The sequence below is a fragment of the Halomonas sp. CH40 genome, from assembly GCA_041875495.1.
GTDB lineage: Bacteria > Pseudomonadota > Gammaproteobacteria > Pseudomonadales > Halomonadaceae > Vreelandella.
The window spans coordinates 387,870-401,833 of record CP112982.1; the positions used below are offsets into that span (position 1 = coordinate 387,870).

The 13,964-nt window shown below is 56.3% G+C and carries 15 protein-coding genes and 1 riboswitch; of the genes, 6 read left to right on the forward strand and 9 right to left on the reverse strand.

Going from position 1 to position 13,964, the window contains the following annotated elements:
• Window positions 1-76 precede the first annotated feature (76 nt).
• Together OR573_01870 and OR573_01875 are read left to right on the forward strand one after the other, a co-directional pair.
• Complete coding sequence (locus OR573_01870; protein XGA80430.1) at window positions 77-1,321, forward strand: D-alanyl-D-alanine carboxypeptidase; 1,245 nt, start codon at window positions 77-79, stop codon at window positions 1,319-1,321.
• Window positions 1,322-1,400: 79 nt separating this feature from the next.
• Entirely contained in the window at window positions 1,401-2,276 is an 876-nt protein-coding gene (locus OR573_01875) for a DMT family transporter (GenBank protein ID XGA80431.1), read from the forward strand.
• On the opposite strand, the gene thiE is transcribed toward OR573_01875, so the two are convergent.
• The 4 genes from thiE to OR573_01895 all read right to left on the reverse strand — a co-directional run bounded on the left by thiE (window position 2,254) and on the right by OR573_01895 (window position 4,704).
• Complete coding sequence (gene thiE, locus OR573_01880; GenBank protein XGA80432.1) at window positions 2,254-2,880, reverse strand: thiamine phosphate synthase; 627 nt, start codon at window positions 2,878-2,880, stop codon at window positions 2,254-2,256. The genes OR573_01875 and thiE overlap by 23 nt on opposite strands.
• The gene (gene thiM, locus OR573_01885; protein ID XGA80433.1) at window positions 2,870-3,679 is read right to left on the reverse strand and encodes a hydroxyethylthiazole kinase; all 810 of its coding nucleotides are present in this window, start codon (window positions 3,677-3,679) and stop codon (window positions 2,870-2,872) included. Before thiM ends, thiE begins: the two co-directional genes overlap by 11 nt.
• A 29-nt stretch (window positions 3,680-3,708) precedes the next feature.
• Window positions 3,709-3,836: riboswitch (TPP riboswitch) on the reverse strand.
• Window positions 3,837-3,879: 43 nt separating this feature from the next.
• Entirely contained in the window at window positions 3,880-4,224 is a 345-nt protein-coding gene (locus OR573_01890) for a DUF6482 family protein (GenBank protein ID XGA80434.1), read from the reverse strand.
• Between the two features lie 105 nt (window positions 4,225-4,329).
• Window positions 4,330-4,704 (reverse strand): DUF2237 domain-containing protein, encoded by a 375-nt coding sequence (locus OR573_01895; GenBank protein ID XGA80435.1) that lies wholly within the window; start codon window positions 4,702-4,704, stop codon window positions 4,330-4,332.
• Between the two features lie 141 nt (window positions 4,705-4,845).
• On the opposite strand from OR573_01895, the gene gloA reads away from it, so the two are divergent.
• Together gloA and OR573_01905 are read left to right on the forward strand one after the other, a co-directional pair.
• Window positions 4,846-5,379 (forward strand): lactoylglutathione lyase, encoded by a 534-nt coding sequence (gene gloA, locus OR573_01900; GenBank protein ID XGA80436.1) that lies wholly within the window; start codon window positions 4,846-4,848, stop codon window positions 5,377-5,379.
• A gap of 2 nt (window positions 5,380-5,381) precedes the next feature.
• Entirely contained in the window at window positions 5,382-5,747 is a 366-nt protein-coding gene (locus tag OR573_01905; protein ID XGA80437.1) for a DUF6164 family protein, read from the forward strand.
• Here the strand turns inward: OR573_01905 and OR573_01910 are convergent.
• From OR573_01910 to OR573_01930, 5 genes are all read right to left on the reverse strand, one after another.
• Window positions 5,728-6,408, reverse strand: coding sequence for a cupin domain-containing protein (locus OR573_01910; GenBank protein ID XGA80438.1), 681 nt, complete (start codon window positions 6,406-6,408; stop codon window positions 5,728-5,730). The two genes, OR573_01905 and OR573_01910, sit on opposite strands and share 20 nt — an antisense overlap.
• A 135-nt stretch (window positions 6,409-6,543) precedes the next feature.
• Window positions 6,544-7,617, reverse strand: a complete 1,074-nt coding sequence (locus tag OR573_01915) for a zinc ABC transporter substrate-binding protein (GenBank protein ID XGA80439.1) — start codon at window positions 7,615-7,617, stop codon at window positions 6,544-6,546.
• Between the two features lie 35 nt (window positions 7,618-7,652).
• Window positions 7,653-8,543: a metal ABC transporter permease gene (locus OR573_01920; protein XGA80440.1), complete on the reverse strand. Its 891-nt coding sequence runs from the start codon at window positions 8,541-8,543 to the stop codon at window positions 7,653-7,655.
• On the reverse strand, window positions 8,527-9,261 hold the full coding sequence (locus tag OR573_01925; protein XGA80441.1) for an ABC transporter ATP-binding protein: 735 nt from the start codon (window positions 9,259-9,261) through the stop codon (window positions 8,527-8,529). Before OR573_01925 ends, OR573_01920 begins: the two co-directional genes overlap by 17 nt.
• Entirely contained in the window at window positions 9,258-9,407 is a 150-nt protein-coding gene (locus tag OR573_01930; protein XGA80442.1) for a hypothetical protein, read from the reverse strand. The genes OR573_01925 and OR573_01930 overlap by 4 nt, the downstream gene beginning before the upstream one ends.
• A 241-nt stretch (window positions 9,408-9,648) precedes the next feature.
• Between OR573_01930 and cas1f the strand changes: the two genes are divergently transcribed.
• Both cas1f and cas3f read left to right on the forward strand, forming a co-directional pair.
• Window positions 9,649-10,623 (forward strand): type I-F CRISPR-associated endonuclease Cas1f, encoded by a 975-nt coding sequence (gene cas1f / locus OR573_01935; GenBank protein ID XGA80443.1) that lies wholly within the window; start codon window positions 9,649-9,651, stop codon window positions 10,621-10,623.
• The gene (cas3f, locus tag OR573_01940) at window positions 10,620-13,964 is read left to right on the forward strand and encodes a type I-F CRISPR-associated helicase Cas3f (GenBank protein XGA80444.1); all 3,345 of its coding nucleotides are present in this window, start codon (window positions 10,620-10,622) and stop codon (window positions 13,962-13,964) included. The genes cas1f and cas3f overlap by 4 nt, the downstream gene beginning before the upstream one ends.

Below are 13,964 nucleotides of genomic sequence, written 5' to 3' on the forward strand. Positions count from 1 at the left end.
AGAGGGCTTGATCATGCAGGCTGGCAATTGTTCGAACGCTCAGCATCGTAGCGCCTATCGGCCAGGTGCCTCTATCATGCTGGCTGTCTTGATACTGCTGATACTGTCAGTATCTTCCGGCGTGCAGGCAAACCCCCGCTATGCCGGTATCGTGGTTGATCTGGACAATGGTGAAGTGCTCTACGCTGAAAACGCTGACGAGCGCCGCTACCCGGCTTCCCTGGTCAAGATGATGACGCTTTACATGACGTTTGAAGCATTGGAAAGCGGCCGCCTGTCATTGCATCAACCGCTGCCCGTATCGGCCTATGCCGCTGCTAAGCCAGCCGTTAAATTATGGTTGCCAGCGGGCAGCACTATTACGGTTGATCAGGCCATTCGCGCCCTGGCCGTGCGTTCTGCCAACGACGTGGCTGCCGTTCTTGCAGAAGCACTAGGTGGTTCTGAAGGCATGTTTGCGCTACAGATGACCGAACGTGCCCGTGAACTTGGTATGACCGCCACCACCTTCAAAAACGCCTCCGGCCTGCCTGATAGCGGCCAGGTGACCACAGCCCGAGACATGGTGCGCCTTGCGGTGGAAGTGATGGATGATTTTCCGCAGTACTATCATTACTTTGCGCTGCAATCCTTCAGCTTTAATGGCAAGACGCATAAAAGTCATAATCGCCTGGTGCGCAACTACCCTGGAGCTGACGGGTTGAAAACCGGTTTTATCCGCGCGTCCGGTTTTAACGTGGCGACGACCGCCACTCGGGGTAACCGCCGTCTGGTCGGGATAGTCATGGGGGGCTTTACGTCTAAGTCGCGTGATGCCCACATGGCTGATTTGCTGGATCGCAGCTTTCTGCGTTCAAGCCTGCGCGACCAGGGCAACTGGCTGGCCAATGCCGATTTTTCGCGTGAATATATGCGCTTTGATACACCGCCTCCGCGTTACTCACAGCCTGCCTATGCCAGTATCAGCAATGCTTATGCTAGCAATCGCTATGCCAGCAATTCTGCCAGTCCGGTTCGTGAGGTTCGTGAAGTGGCTGTTCGTGCAGCCACTCGACCAGCAACAGCAGCGCCGGCGGGTCATGGCGGGTGGGGTGTTCAGCTAGGGGCTTTTGCTGAAGAAGGTCTGGCGCGGCGGCTGGCCACTCAGGCATCCCAGCAGCTAGGTACCCAGAGCGGCCAGGTAGCGGTACAGGCTGTGCCTGGGCAAAGCCAGCTGTTCCGTGCCCGTTTGGTCTCCCTGGAAGAACAGCAAGCTCGTCGCGCCTGCCTGCAACTGCGCTCCCAGGGCATGGATTGTATGGTCGTAAACGCCAGCCTGTAGTGTTAAGTTAAGTATATGCCCCCCCGCCTGGGTAACCTCGCGGGGTTTTTCGTTTATCTGGATAACGAGAAACTTTGATATGACCACTTCTTTCAAAGGCATTATGTTCATGTGTATCGGGGTGCTGTTTCTGGCGCTGGGTGATGCCGTGTCCAAATGGCTGGGAGAAGTGCACTCACCACTGCAAATCGTGTTTTTCCGCACCTTGGTCTCACTGCCGCTGATTGCGCTACTGGCCCATTTTGGGGGTGGCCTGCGCAAGCTGCAAACGCGCCGGCCGCGGGTACACCTGATGCGTGGGGTGATCTACACCGGCACCATGGGCTTTTTTGTCTGGGGGTTGACCATGCTGCCTCTGGCAGAAGCCACTGCGATTGCCTTTGTGGCGCCGATGTTTGTGACCCTGCTTTCGGTTCCCTTGCTGGGCGAGCGTATCGACATGCCCGTACTGGTGGCCTCGCTGGTTGGGTTTATTGGCGTGGTGATTGTGGTGCGACCAGGGGGTGAGGCTTTCCAGTTAGGCTCACTGGTGATGATTGCGGCGGCGGTCTGCTACGCCCTGATGATGATTACTGCTCGCCGCTATGGTGGCCGTGAGCACCTCTGGGCCATGGTGTTCTATATGACGCTGATCCCCATGCTGCTGACGGCATTGACGCTTCCCTGGGTATGGCAGACGCCTCATCCGCAGCATTGGCCCGGCTTTCTGCTGTCAGGCGTTTTAGGCGTAGGCGCCACGGCGTTTATCACCATGGCTTTTCGCCACGCCCCCGCCGCGATTGCCGCTCCCTTTGATTACACTGCCATGCTGTGGGCGGTGCTGCTGGGCTGGTGGTTCTGGGGTGAGCTGCCGGATATCTGGGTGCTGGTAGGTAGCGTACTGATTATTGGCAGCGGCCTGGCGATTGCTTACCACGACCGCCGCACCAGCCTCAAGCGTCGGCCCACTGCCTAGCCAGATGATAGGCACTCTCGCGAGGTGAAGCTTGCCCGCAGATAGCTGAAATTACCGCAACCCCGGCAGCACCACTGCGTTTGGCATCACGCATATGCACGGCCTTCAACCCACCAATGGCAACTCCCGGTAAGCGGCTGGCTGAGGTGAGCGCCGCCAGGCCCTCAAAGCCGATGGGCGGTTCGTGATCGCCTTTACTGGGCGTGGCAAATACCGGGCCAAAACCAAAATAATCCAGCAGGCTGATCGGTGCCTGGGAAAGCTGCATCAAGGTGTTGACCGAAAGGCCAATAATCGCTTTCTCACCCAGCGCCTGACGGGCCTGCTCTATGGTGGCATCGCTTTGCCCAACATGCAGCCCATCGGCCTGGCTGGCAATCGCCACCTCAAGGCGGTCGTTAATGATCAAGGGAACGCCCGTTCCTGCCAGTAGGCTTTTAAGCCGTTTGGCCTGCTCAGTCATGGCCGCATTACTGGCCTGCTTGTCGCGCAGTTGTACAATGCTGACACCGCCAGCAACAGCGTCTTCAACGGTACGTTCCAGGGTTTTTTCAGCACATAAACCTGCATCGGTTACCAGATATAGCGAAAGATCAAGCGGCATCCATTGGCTCCATTTTCAAACAGGTGTCCAGATCCTGGGGGGTAAGCTGGTAAAGAGCATCCAGAAAAGCAGGGGTAAAGCTCCCCGGCCCGTTAGCCATCTGGCCTGCCCGCTCACCTGCCAGGGCAAAGCAGCCGAAGGCGGCGGCCGTTGCCGTCAATGGCGATGCCGGGTCAGCGCCCACAAACGCCGCTACCGCAGCGCTTAGCCCGCATCCTAGCGTTGTTACCCTTGGCATCAGGGCATGGCCGCCATAAAGGCGTAATGACTGATGGCCATCGGTAATGATGTCGGTTTCACCGCTGACCCCAACAATGCAGCCTTGTTGCCTGGCCAGCTGGCGGGCTGCTATGTGGGCGTCTTCTGAGCTGACCGTGCTGTCCGCGCCGCGGCCAGGGTTGGCAATGCCGTTAAGGCTAAGAATTTCAGAGGCGTTGCCGCGTATCACAGCGGGTTTGAGAGCCAGCAGTTCAGCGCACAGTTGTTGACGATAAGCGGTGGCACCGACGGCAACAGGGTCCAGCACCCAGGGCGTGCCAGACGCCTGAGCCGTGCGGGCGGCTATCTGGATGCTATGTGCCCAAGGAGCGGAAATGGTGCCGATATTGACTGAAAGCGCTGCGGAGAGCCGCACAAACTCGGCCACTTCCTGCTCAGCATGCAGCATGGCGGGTGATGCCCCAAGGGCCAGCAGAATATTAGCGCTACTGTTCATCGCCACATAATTGGTGATGCAGTGCGTCAGAGGGGTAACGTGATGTAAGTGGGTCAGATGCTGACCCAAAGGCACTGTTGTCATACATTCCTCCCGGGCGGGAGGCAATGGAAGCATTCGCCCCCACGACTCCCTACGCCGGTATTATCCGGATCAGGTAGTGAGGGTGCGTCTCAGCTTGGTACCGTCTTAACGTGGTACTTTGGCCAACATGGCCATTCAAGCGCCCCTGTCGTTTCTTCAAGGCAGAAGTCTAACCGAACATCAGAAGCCTGGCGAATCCTTCATTTGAAAGCGATGCGCGTTCCATAGGTCAGCATTTCATCCGGCGACATGGCACGGCCAGGAACCCCGATCATCTCATCACCGCACTGGTCAGCAAAGGTCAATACACCGTGGTGCAGGCCGAGCTGACCAAGCTTGTCGCGAATTTCACCGGTGCCCAGGAAAGAAACAACGCGGCCATCGTTGTCACATAGCTCTGATACGCCATTGGCATGGTGAAAACGTACGGTATAGATACCGTCCATGGATTCCACCTCAACAATCGGTGAAAAACCGTTATGTAGCGCATGTGCCAACTGGCGATAGCTAAGGCGGTCGCCTAATTGATAGTCGATACTAGTCATGATGGACTCCTGAATACTGGGCCGCATTGAAAATTTTGTACAGCCTTTGATTAATTAGTGTAGAGCAATCGTTAATCTTTGCCAGTCATCTCGGCGATTAATTCACTAGCGAACCGCGTCCAAGGCGTGTTGTTGCAGTTGAATCAAGGGGATAACATCCAAGGCTTTTTCATGGGTGGCGGATAAAATAACCGGCGGTGCCAGGCCAACCACGGCGGCTTCCTTCCAACGGCTGGCACACAGGCACCAACGATCGCCTGGTTTGAGGCCAGCAAAGCCGAATTCCGGGTGAGGAGTCACCAGGTCATTGCCCTGAGCGCGAGAGAACGCCAGAAACTCCTCGGTTACCATGGCACATACGGCATGCACCCCATGATCATTAGGGCCGACACGGCAAAAACCATCGCGGTAAAATCCTGTCACCGGGTCATGGCAGCAAGGGGTCAGCGGTTCACCCAATACATTACGGTCACGTGACATCTTATCGACTCCTAAAAGGGGCTGGCTCGCCCGTTGCGTGTTCTAGTGGTCTGCCTGCATACTGCAAGACAACGCCTATGAAAATATATTCTATATTTTACATGAGCAAATTCATGTACAAGCCTACAAGGATATTCTGACATGGCTTTCAGTGGAGAACACCATCCTGGCGTGGCGCCAACGCCCGAAGAAACCCAAGGTTTTCGTCTTAACCACACAATGCTGCGTATCAAGGACCCTGAACGCGCCCTGGCGTTTTATTCCCAGGTGTTTGGCATGCAGGTCATGCGTCGGCTGGATTTTGAGGAGATGCAGTTCTCACTCTATTTTCTGGCCAACCTGGAAGAAGGCGATGAGGTGCCGGAAGAGGCCTCAGCCCGCACGGCCTGGACCTTCAGCCAGAAAGGCCTGTTAGAGCTGACCCACAACTGGGGCACCGAAGACCAGCCGGACTTTGCCTACCATGATGGCAACGCCGAGCCACAGGGTTTTGGGCATATCTGCTTTTGCGTGCCTAACCTTGAAGCCGCCCAGGCCTGGTTTGACGAACACGATGTGACCTTCGTCAAACGCGCCGATCAGGGCAAGATGCAGGACGTGATTTTCGTCAAGGACGTGGATGGATACTGGATCGAAGTGATACAACCAGACCGCATGGCCAACAAGGGTGACTGAAGATGGCGCATCTGCTGTTCCGGTTGCGCCATGTGACTGATGAAGAAGCCATGGAAGTTCGCCAGCTGCTCGAAGAACACGGCTTTGATACCTACGAGACCCAGGCGGGTTTTTTCCGCCTGGGGGTAGACGCCATCTGGCTGCGCGATAGCCGCCAGAAAGAAGCCGCAGAAGCCGCGCTCAAGGACTACCAGGCAGGCCGCCTTGAAAAGGCCCGCCGCGAACACGCAGAGGCGTTGGCCAGAGGTGAGGTCTCCAGCTTCTGGCAACGCCTGCTGCAACATCCCTTTCAGTTCACCCTGGTGATCCTGGGGGTGGCACTGATCGTGCTGCTGACATTGCTGCCCTTTATTGGTCTGGCGCGTTAATGACCGCCAGGTGGCCGCGCTTAAGATACAGCTGCACGCCCTCGCTGCCTGCTTTGAGCTGTGGGGCTGCACCACAAGGGAAGCGGCACCAGCTGCCCGCGACGTATTCACTGTTGTCGCTGATCAGCGAGCCTTGCAGGACAAATAGCTCCAGGCCGCCGCCCAACGGTGGGTAAGTCACCTGTGTGTCGGCTTCCCAGCGCTCCAGGCTGACCCGTTCACCGCCATAGGTATGCAGCATTTTGTATGTTATGCCTGCGCGGCGGTCAGGCTGCCAGGGCAGGCGGTGCGCCGGCACGGCCAGCTGGAGGATATCGTCAGGGTCGAACTGATGCAGCTTGACCAGAATCAGGGCGCCTTCGTCGCCAATCTGTGGCGTATGCCCTGTACCAATCGGGTTGCGTAGGTAACTGCCCGCTGGATAGCGGCCATGCTCATCGGCAAAGACGCCTTCAAGTACCAGTATTTCTTCGCCGCCGCCGTGGGTATGGCGGCTGAACTGGGTATTAGGCGCGTAGCGAACCAGGCTGGTGGCGCGGGCCACCTCGTCACCAATGCGGTCCAGCATCATACGTTCCACACCCGCACTGGGGGACGTGACCCATTGATAGCGCTCAGGTGTGACACAGGCAAAATCGTTAAAATCGGCGTTTACACGCATGGCTTGAGCTCTTGCAATCGGGGAATGGCAGGGTTCGGGAAACAAGTTTCGGCGTCTCTTGCGTGAAATGCAATCCAAAAAAATACCGCCCGAGGGCGGTATCCAATCGTTTACATTGTTACTTCAGTATCACGATCAATGATCATGCTGGTCGTCATGGTCGCTGTCGTGGTGATCGTCATGCCCCGGCTGCGCCAGTGCTGCGTTCAGCACCTCGGCATTATGGCGCATCATACCTAAGTAAGTACTCGCTTCGCCTTCGCTAGCCAGCGCATCCGCATACAGGGTGCCTGCAATGGGTAGGCCGGTTTCCTCGGCTAACTGGGTAATGATCGACTGATTGGTCATGTTCTCGTGGAACAGCGCCTGCACATCCTGTTCCTCAATCACATCCACCAATGCAGCAATGCTGGCAGCGCTGGGGTCCGCCTCGGTAGAAAGCCCGACCGGTGAGAGAAAACGCAACCCATAGGCGTTGGCAAAATAACCAAACGAATCATGCCCAGTAATAATCGTGGTCGATGCCGGAATCTCGCTGAGCAAATCGCGCATCTCGCTATCCACTGCGGCCATTTCTTCCAGGTAGCGCTCGGCATTAGCACGGTAAGTGTCGGCATTGTCGCTATCGGCTTCAATCAGCCCATCGCGGATATTGGCCACATAGACTTGGGCCTGCTGCATATCCTGCCAAGCGTGAGGGTCTTCATTGCCGTGGGCATGACCTTCATGATCGTCGTGCTCATCATGGCCTTCATGATCATCGTGGTCATCATGGCCGTGCTCATCGTGCTCATCGTGCTCATCGTGCTCGTCGTGACCATGCTCATCATGTTCCGAGTGGTCACCTTCTGCCTGAGGAGAGAAAGCACGCGCATCAACGCCCTGTGTAGCGGTTACCAGGGGCCCACTATAATCACTGGCATCAATCAGGCGCTCCATCCAGCCTTCAAACAGCAGGCCGTTGAACACCACCAGATCCGCCTGCGCCAGCGACCGTGCATCGCCAGGGCTGGGGGAGAAAACATGGGCATCCCCATCGGCACCGACCAGTGACGTCACCTTAACATGCTCACCGCCGACGTTTTCGACCATGTCTGCCAGAATGGAAAAGCTGGTGACCACATTGACGCGTTCCGCCGCCATGGCAGCAGGCAGCGCCAGCAGGGTGCCCGCACCGACTAACCAGCGTGATAAAGAAGAAGGCATCATCTTGACTCCTGTAAAGCAACCGCTGCCAGGCAGCGTTAGGTTAACGATTGTGTTTCAATCGGGGTCGTCTTGCGCCTCAACCGAGCAGCCAGGCTGTGGTAGCGCCCGAACAAGGCGGATAAAAGATAGCCCGTGCCCGCCAGCAGAATAATGCTCGGCCCGGACGGCAGATCAAAATGGAACGACAGCAGCAGGCCGCCAGTGCTGGCCAGCATCGCCAGCACAATGGCAATGCCGATCAGGCCTTCCAGCCGCTTGCTCCAGAAGCGCGCCGAGGTGGCCGGCAGCATCATCAGCCCCACCGCCATCAGGGTGCCCAGGGTCTGAAAGCCCGCCGTCAGGTTGAGCACCAGTAAGCCCAGGAAAATACTGTGAATCCACTGGTTGCGCCGCCCCTGGCCACGCAGGAACAGCGGGTCCAGGCACTCGACCACCAGGGCGCGAAAAATCACCGCCAGAATCAGCACAATCAGGGTGCTGATGCTGGCAATCAACAACAGGGCGGTGGAGTTGATGGCCAGGATCGAGCCAAACAGCACATGAGTAAGATCAACGCTGCTGCCACCCAGCGAAATCAGCATGACGCCCGCCGCCAGCGAGATAATAAAAAAGCTCGCCATGGCCGCATCTTCGCGCTGCCCGCCCATCTTGGAGACCGCCCCGGCCAGCAGCGCCACAAAGACCCCGAAGATAATCCCGCTGATGCTCATCACCGGCAGCGAAAACCCCGCCAGCAAAAAGCCCAGAGCCACGCCCGGCAGAATGGCATGGGCCATGGCATCGCCAATCAGGCTCATGCCGCGCAACACCAGAAAAACCCCCAGGGTCGGCGCCGCCAGCGAAAGCGCCAATCCCGCCACCACGGCGCGGCGCATAAAGCCATAATCAAAAGGTGCGATAAGCCAGCTATCAAGCAGTTCCCACATAATGCCCTCCAGACGTGAACGGCAAGGGGTTAACCGGCCTGTGCGCCGACACCAGCTCGCTAGGCAGCATCCAGTAAGCACGGCCGCCTTCCAGCAACAGCACCTCATCTGCCAGGCGCTGCAAATGATCCATATCGTGAAGCACCACAATCAGCGTCATGCCGTCATCGGCCATCTGGCGCAGAATAGGCACCAACACGCTCACGGTTTCGCTATCCACGTTGGCAAAGGGCTCATCCAGCAGCAAAAGCTCTGCCTCCTGCATCAGGGTGCGGCCAATCAGGGCGCGCTGGCGCTGGCCGCCGGAAAGCTCACCCAAAGGGCGATGGGCCAGATGCGAAATGCCCAGGCGCGCCATGATGTCGCGACCCTTGCGATAGTGCGCCGCGCAATAGCCCTTCAGCGCCCCATGGCTTGGCCAGCTGCCGGTCATCACCAGCTCTTCCACGCTCATCGGAAAGGTCAGGTCCAGCACCAGTTGCTGGGGCAGCCAGGCCCGCCGCTCCGGCGGTATGGCACATACCACCTCGCCGCTTATGGGGCTTAGCTCGCCCATAATGGCTTGAATCAGCGTACTTTTACCGGCGCCATTGGCACCAATCAAGGCGGTAATTGCCCCGGCCTTAAACTCACCGGAAACATGCGCCAGCACGCTGCGCCGCGCCTGGGCCAGGTGCAGATCGTGGAGTATCAGGCGGGAGGGTGTCTCATTACTCATGATGCCCAGCCACCTGCCCAAACAACCAGCAGCCACAGCACCGCCAACGGCAGCGCCACCAATGCCAGGCGTTTCACCGCCGAAAGCGACATCAGGGAAAAATGACAAGGCCCCTCGCGGTTATGTCGATGTGAGTGCTCACTCATCAGGCGTCCTCTAAACAGGCAACAACGATAGCATAAAATAAGTTATAACATAACGATTCAGCGTTACGTCACACAGTGCAAAACGCCGCATTGTACGCCCCGCACACGGATAGGCAATGGTGAAGGGGGCATGGTGTAGAGGTCGTTAAATAAGCTAAGAATGATTGAGATCAATGGAATTGGCGCAGGATGGGTGGTTAGATGGGGGTAAGATGAGTAAAAACAGACAGGGAGTGTAAACGTGGATGATTTCTCGCCGTCAGATTTAAAGACCATTCTCCACTCAAAGCGCGCCAACCTCTACTACCTGCAGCACTGCCGAGTTTTAGTGGACGGTGGGCGGGTAGAGTACGTCACCGATGAAGGCAGCAAATCCCGCTACTGGAATATCCCGATTGCCAATACCACCTCGATATTGCTGGGAACGGGGACTTCGATAACACAAGCGGCCATGCGGGAGCTTGCCAAGGCGGGCGTGCTGGTTGGGTTTTGCGGTGGCGGCGGCACACCGTTATTTGCTGCCAATGAAGTGGATGTGGATGTGGCATGGTTAACGCCACAAAGCGAATACCGGCCGACGGAATACCTGCAATACTGGGTGCGTTTCTGGTTTGACGATGCCAAGCGGCTAGACGCTGCCCGCCAATTTCAACAGGCGCGCCTTGCCCGCATCGAAGTGTTGTGGACAAGCCGCGTAATGAAAGATGTAGGCTTCAGCATCTCAACAGACCACCTGCACAGCGCGCTTGCCCATCATCGTGAGGCCATCAAAAAAGCACCCAGTACAGTTGATTTACTGACCCTCGAAGCCCGTCTTACCAAAACGCTTTTCAAACTCGCGGTAAACGCCGTTGACTACGGCGACTTTACCCGCGCCAAGCGTGGTGCAGGCACAGACCCTGCAAACCGCTTTCTCGACCACGGTAACTACCTTGCCTATGGGTTAGCCGCCACGGCCACCTGGGTGTTAGGTATTCCTCATGGGCTTGCGGTACTGCACGGCAAAACCCGTCGAGGCGGCTTGGTATTCGATGTGGCAGATTTGGTGAAAGACGCGGCCATCCTGCCTCAAGCGTTTATCTCTGCCATGCGCGGCGATGAAGAACAGGAATTTCGCCAAGCCTGTATTGAACGCTTAACACGTACAGAATCGCTTGATTTCATGATCGACACGCTCAAAGACGTTGCCCAAGAGTTGGGGAGTGGCGAGCAATGAATGTACTACTAATTTCCCAGTGCAACAAAAACGCTCTCAAAGAGACGCGTCGAATCCTTGATCAGTTTGCTGAGCGCCGAGGCGACCGCACCTGGCAAACGCCGATTACCCAGGCCGGACTGGATACGCTACGTAAACTGCTGCGTAAAAAAGCCCGTAAAAATACCGCTGTCGCCTGCCACTGGATTCGTGGCCACGACCACAGTGAACTGATTTGGGTAGTGGGGGATGCTTCAAGGTTTAATATCAATGGCGCTGTACCGACCAATACCACCGCCAGAGATATCCTTCGCCGCCGTGATGAAAACGATTGGCACAGCGGTGAAGATATTGTCTTGCTCACTGCGATGGCTGCGTTGCTCCACGACTTGGGTAAAGCCTGTGATGCTTTTCAGCAGCGACTTAAAGGCAAGCTGGAAGGGCGTAATTTATATCGCCATGAATGGATATCGTTACGCCTGTTTCAAGGTTTTGTTGGTCGCGATGACGATGCTACATGGCTGGCGCGACTGGCCGAAGGTGATTACCAGGAGCAGGACTGGTTAGAGGGGTTAGAGCGTGATGGGTTGGATGCTTCTACCTCTGCCGTGTTTGGTTGTTTGCCACCGCTGGCTTCTGCGCTGGGTTGGTTAGTGCTTAGCCACCATCGCCTGCCGTTAAAGCCGGCTGACAATGATGATGAAACGCCGAGAAGGTGGGGCAGAGGAAAACCGCCGCTTCAGGCCGAGCAGCTAAATGGGCTATTTGATTCTATTCACGCCGAATGGAACGAGATTCCTGAGACTCAGGATGCTCAACGCATCGCTCCTTATTGGCGATTCAGCAACGGCTTACCCGTCAGCACCACAGGCTGGCAAGAACGCACAAAAAAACTTGCTACACGGCTACAGGCGCGACTGCAGGAGGGCAATCATTGGTTGGAAAGCCACTATGTAATGCATTTGGCCCGGCTAAGCCTGATGTTGGCAGATCATCATTACTCAAGTCTGGAAGACCCTCAGCACCGTGTGCGCGGCGAAACTAACTATCCGCTGGTAGCCAACACCGTGCGTAAAACTGGTAAGCCTAATCAAGCGCTAGATGAGCATATTCTTGGGGTCGAAAAACACGCCGCCGCCGTTGCTCGCGCGCTACCTAGCGTAGACAGCCACTTGCCGCGCTTGGCACGCCATAAAGGCTTTCGTAAACGTAGTAATCATCCGCGTTTTCGCTGGCAGGATAAAGCTTTTGATTTGGCACAGTCGCTTAGGGAACGAAGCCAGCGCCAAGGTTTTTTTGGTATCAATATGGCGTCAACCGGCTGCGGTAAAACCTTGGCCAACGGGCGCATAATGTACGCACTGGCCGACCCTCAGCAGGGCGCGCGTTTTAGTATTGCGCTTGGCCTGCGGACGCTTACGTTGCAGACTGGCCAAGCACTTCGTGAACGCTTGAATCTTGGTGAGGATGAGCTTGCCGTGCGTGTAGGAGGCAGCGCCAATAAAGCACTGTTTGCACACTACGAGCAAGAAGCGGAAGCCAGTGGCTCAGCATCAAAGCAGGCATTGATCGAAGAAGATGCCCATGTGGTGTTTGATGGCAATTTTGATAGTCACCCAGTGCTTCGCCGTTTAAACGATGAGCCAGGCACTCGTGCGCTTATCGCTGCCCCCATTCTGGTATGTACCGTTGATCATCTGGTGCCTGCTACGGAGAGTACGCGGGGTGGGCGGCAGATCGTGCCTATGTTGCGTCTGATGAGCAGCGATTTAGTGCTTGATGAAATAGACGATTTTGACATTAACGATTTGCCCGCGCTTACCCGGCTTGTCAATTGGGCCGGGCTGCTAGGTTCGCGAGTACTATTGTCATCCGCCACCCTGCCGCCTGCTCTGGTTGAAGGGCTCTATGAAGCTTATCGCCATGGTCGCGAAGCCTTTCAACGCCATCGTGGCGAACCAGGCTTGGCAACGGATATCTGCTGCGCCTGGTTTGATGAGTACGACCGCCAGCACAATGATTGCGCCAGTCGTCATGATTTCAAAGCGGCGCATCATGGCTTTGCCAAACGCCGCCTGGAACGTTTGGCGGGCGGAATAGTGCGGCGGCGCGCGGCGATACTTCCGTTGCCGTCTCTGGGTAAACGGCCTGAAGAAATAAGGCCCGCCGTGGCCGATGTACTTGATAAAAACGCTCAGGCACTTCACCAGCAACATCATTCTATTGACCCATACTCAGGCAAACGCGTCAGCTTTGGTTTGATTCGAATGGCCAATATTGACCCTTTGGTGGATGTCGCCAGAGCGCTCTTTCAGCAAGGTGCCCCTAAAGGTGTGCGTATTCACGTCTGCGTTTACCACTCCCGCCACCCACTGGTGATGCGCTCAGAAATTGAGCGCCGTCTCGATAAAACACTTCAGCGCGCTGAGCCAGAACGGGTGTTCCAACAGCCGGATATACGTCGCCTGCTGGATAGTAGCCAAGAGAGCGACCACTTGTTTATTGTGCTTGGATCACCGGTCACCGAAGTAGGTCGCGATCACGATTACGACTGGGCAATCGTAGAGCCATCCTCCATGCGCTCGATTATCCAGCTAGCAGGCCGCGTACGCCGCCACCGGGAGCATGCTTGCGAGTCGCCCAATATTCTACTGCTAGAAAAAAACGTCAAGTCACTGGAAAAACCAGGTGACTGCGCCTTCATGCGCCCAGGGTTTGAGACCAGTGATCAATGGCGGCTCCACAGTCATTCGCTAACCGAGTTGCTGTTGAAAGAGGAGTATGACGTTATTGATGCCCGCCCCCGAGTGCTGGCACGGGAAACGCTGCAGGCCAAAGAAAGCTTAGTTGACCTAGAGCATGAGCGGCTTCACCAACTCATGATTGAGCAACCTGCTGAGCCATTAACCAAAAAAGAGTTGCGGCTAGGCAAAAAGCCCAAGTCACCGCCTTTAGGCGCCTATACCTGGTACATCGCGCCACAACTGCATTTAACCGGCGTGATGATTCAGCGCCAACCATTTCGTCAGCAAACCCAGGATGACGTAGTGCTGGCGCTATTACCCGATGAAGGTGGTGAAACCTGGACGCTACACCGCGTGGAGGATAGCGACAGGCGAGGTGAAAAACTTTATGTGCCTGTTGAAGAGAGCCTGCTTAAACGCATTGATATGGCCAGTGAACAAGGCGAACGGATTCAACCCTGGGGTGCAAGTGATTATCTGACAACGCTTGCTGATCTTGCGGAAGACCTGGATATGTCATTATCAAGAGCCGCACGTACATTTGGCACTGTCACCGTCACGGCAAATACCCATGGCTGGTGCTACCACCCAGTGCTAGGGTTTTCGAAGAAACAGTGA

Coding starts and splice junctions, on each gene's coding strand:
- gloA (XGA80436.1), top strand. CDS start 4,846: ATGGCTTTCAGTGGAGAACACCATCCTGGCGTGGCGCCAACGCCCGAA.
- OR573_01875 (XGA80431.1), top strand. CDS start 1,401: ATGACCACTTCTTTCAAAGGCATTATGTTCATGTGTATCGGGGTGCTG.
- OR573_01870 (XGA80430.1), top strand. CDS start 77: ATGCTGGCTGTCTTGATACTGCTGATACTGTCAGTATCTTCCGGCGTG.
- OR573_01915 (XGA80439.1), bottom strand. CDS start 7,617: ATGATGCCTTCTTCTTTATCACGCTGGTTAGTCGGTGCGGGCACCCTG.
- cas3f (XGA80444.1), top strand. CDS start 10,620: ATGAATGTACTACTAATTTCCCAGTGCAACAAAAACGCTCTCAAAGAG.
- OR573_01905 (XGA80437.1), top strand. CDS start 5,382: ATGGCGCATCTGCTGTTCCGGTTGCGCCATGTGACTGATGAAGAAGCC.
- OR573_01890 (XGA80434.1), bottom strand. CDS start 4,224: ATGACTAGTATCGACTATCAATTAGGCGACCGCCTTAGCTATCGCCAG.
- OR573_01925 (XGA80441.1), bottom strand. CDS start 9,261: ATGAGTAATGAGACACCCTCCCGCCTGATACTCCACGATCTGCACCTG.
- thiM (XGA80433.1), bottom strand. CDS start 3,679: ATGACAACAGTGCCTTTGGGTCAGCATCTGACCCACTTACATCACGTT.
- OR573_01910 (XGA80438.1), bottom strand. CDS start 6,408: ATGCGTGTAAACGCCGATTTTAACGATTTTGCCTGTGTCACACCTGAG.
- OR573_01895 (XGA80435.1), bottom strand. CDS start 4,704: ATGTCACGTGACCGTAATGTATTGGGTGAACCGCTGACCCCTTGCTGC.
- thiE (XGA80432.1), bottom strand. CDS start 2,880: ATGCCGCTTGATCTTTCGCTATATCTGGTAACCGATGCAGGTTTATGT.
- OR573_01920 (XGA80440.1), bottom strand. CDS start 8,543: ATGTGGGAACTGCTTGATAGCTGGCTTATCGCACCTTTTGATTATGGC.
- OR573_01930 (XGA80442.1), bottom strand. CDS start 9,407: ATGAGTGAGCACTCACATCGACATAACCGCGAGGGGCCTTGTCATTTT.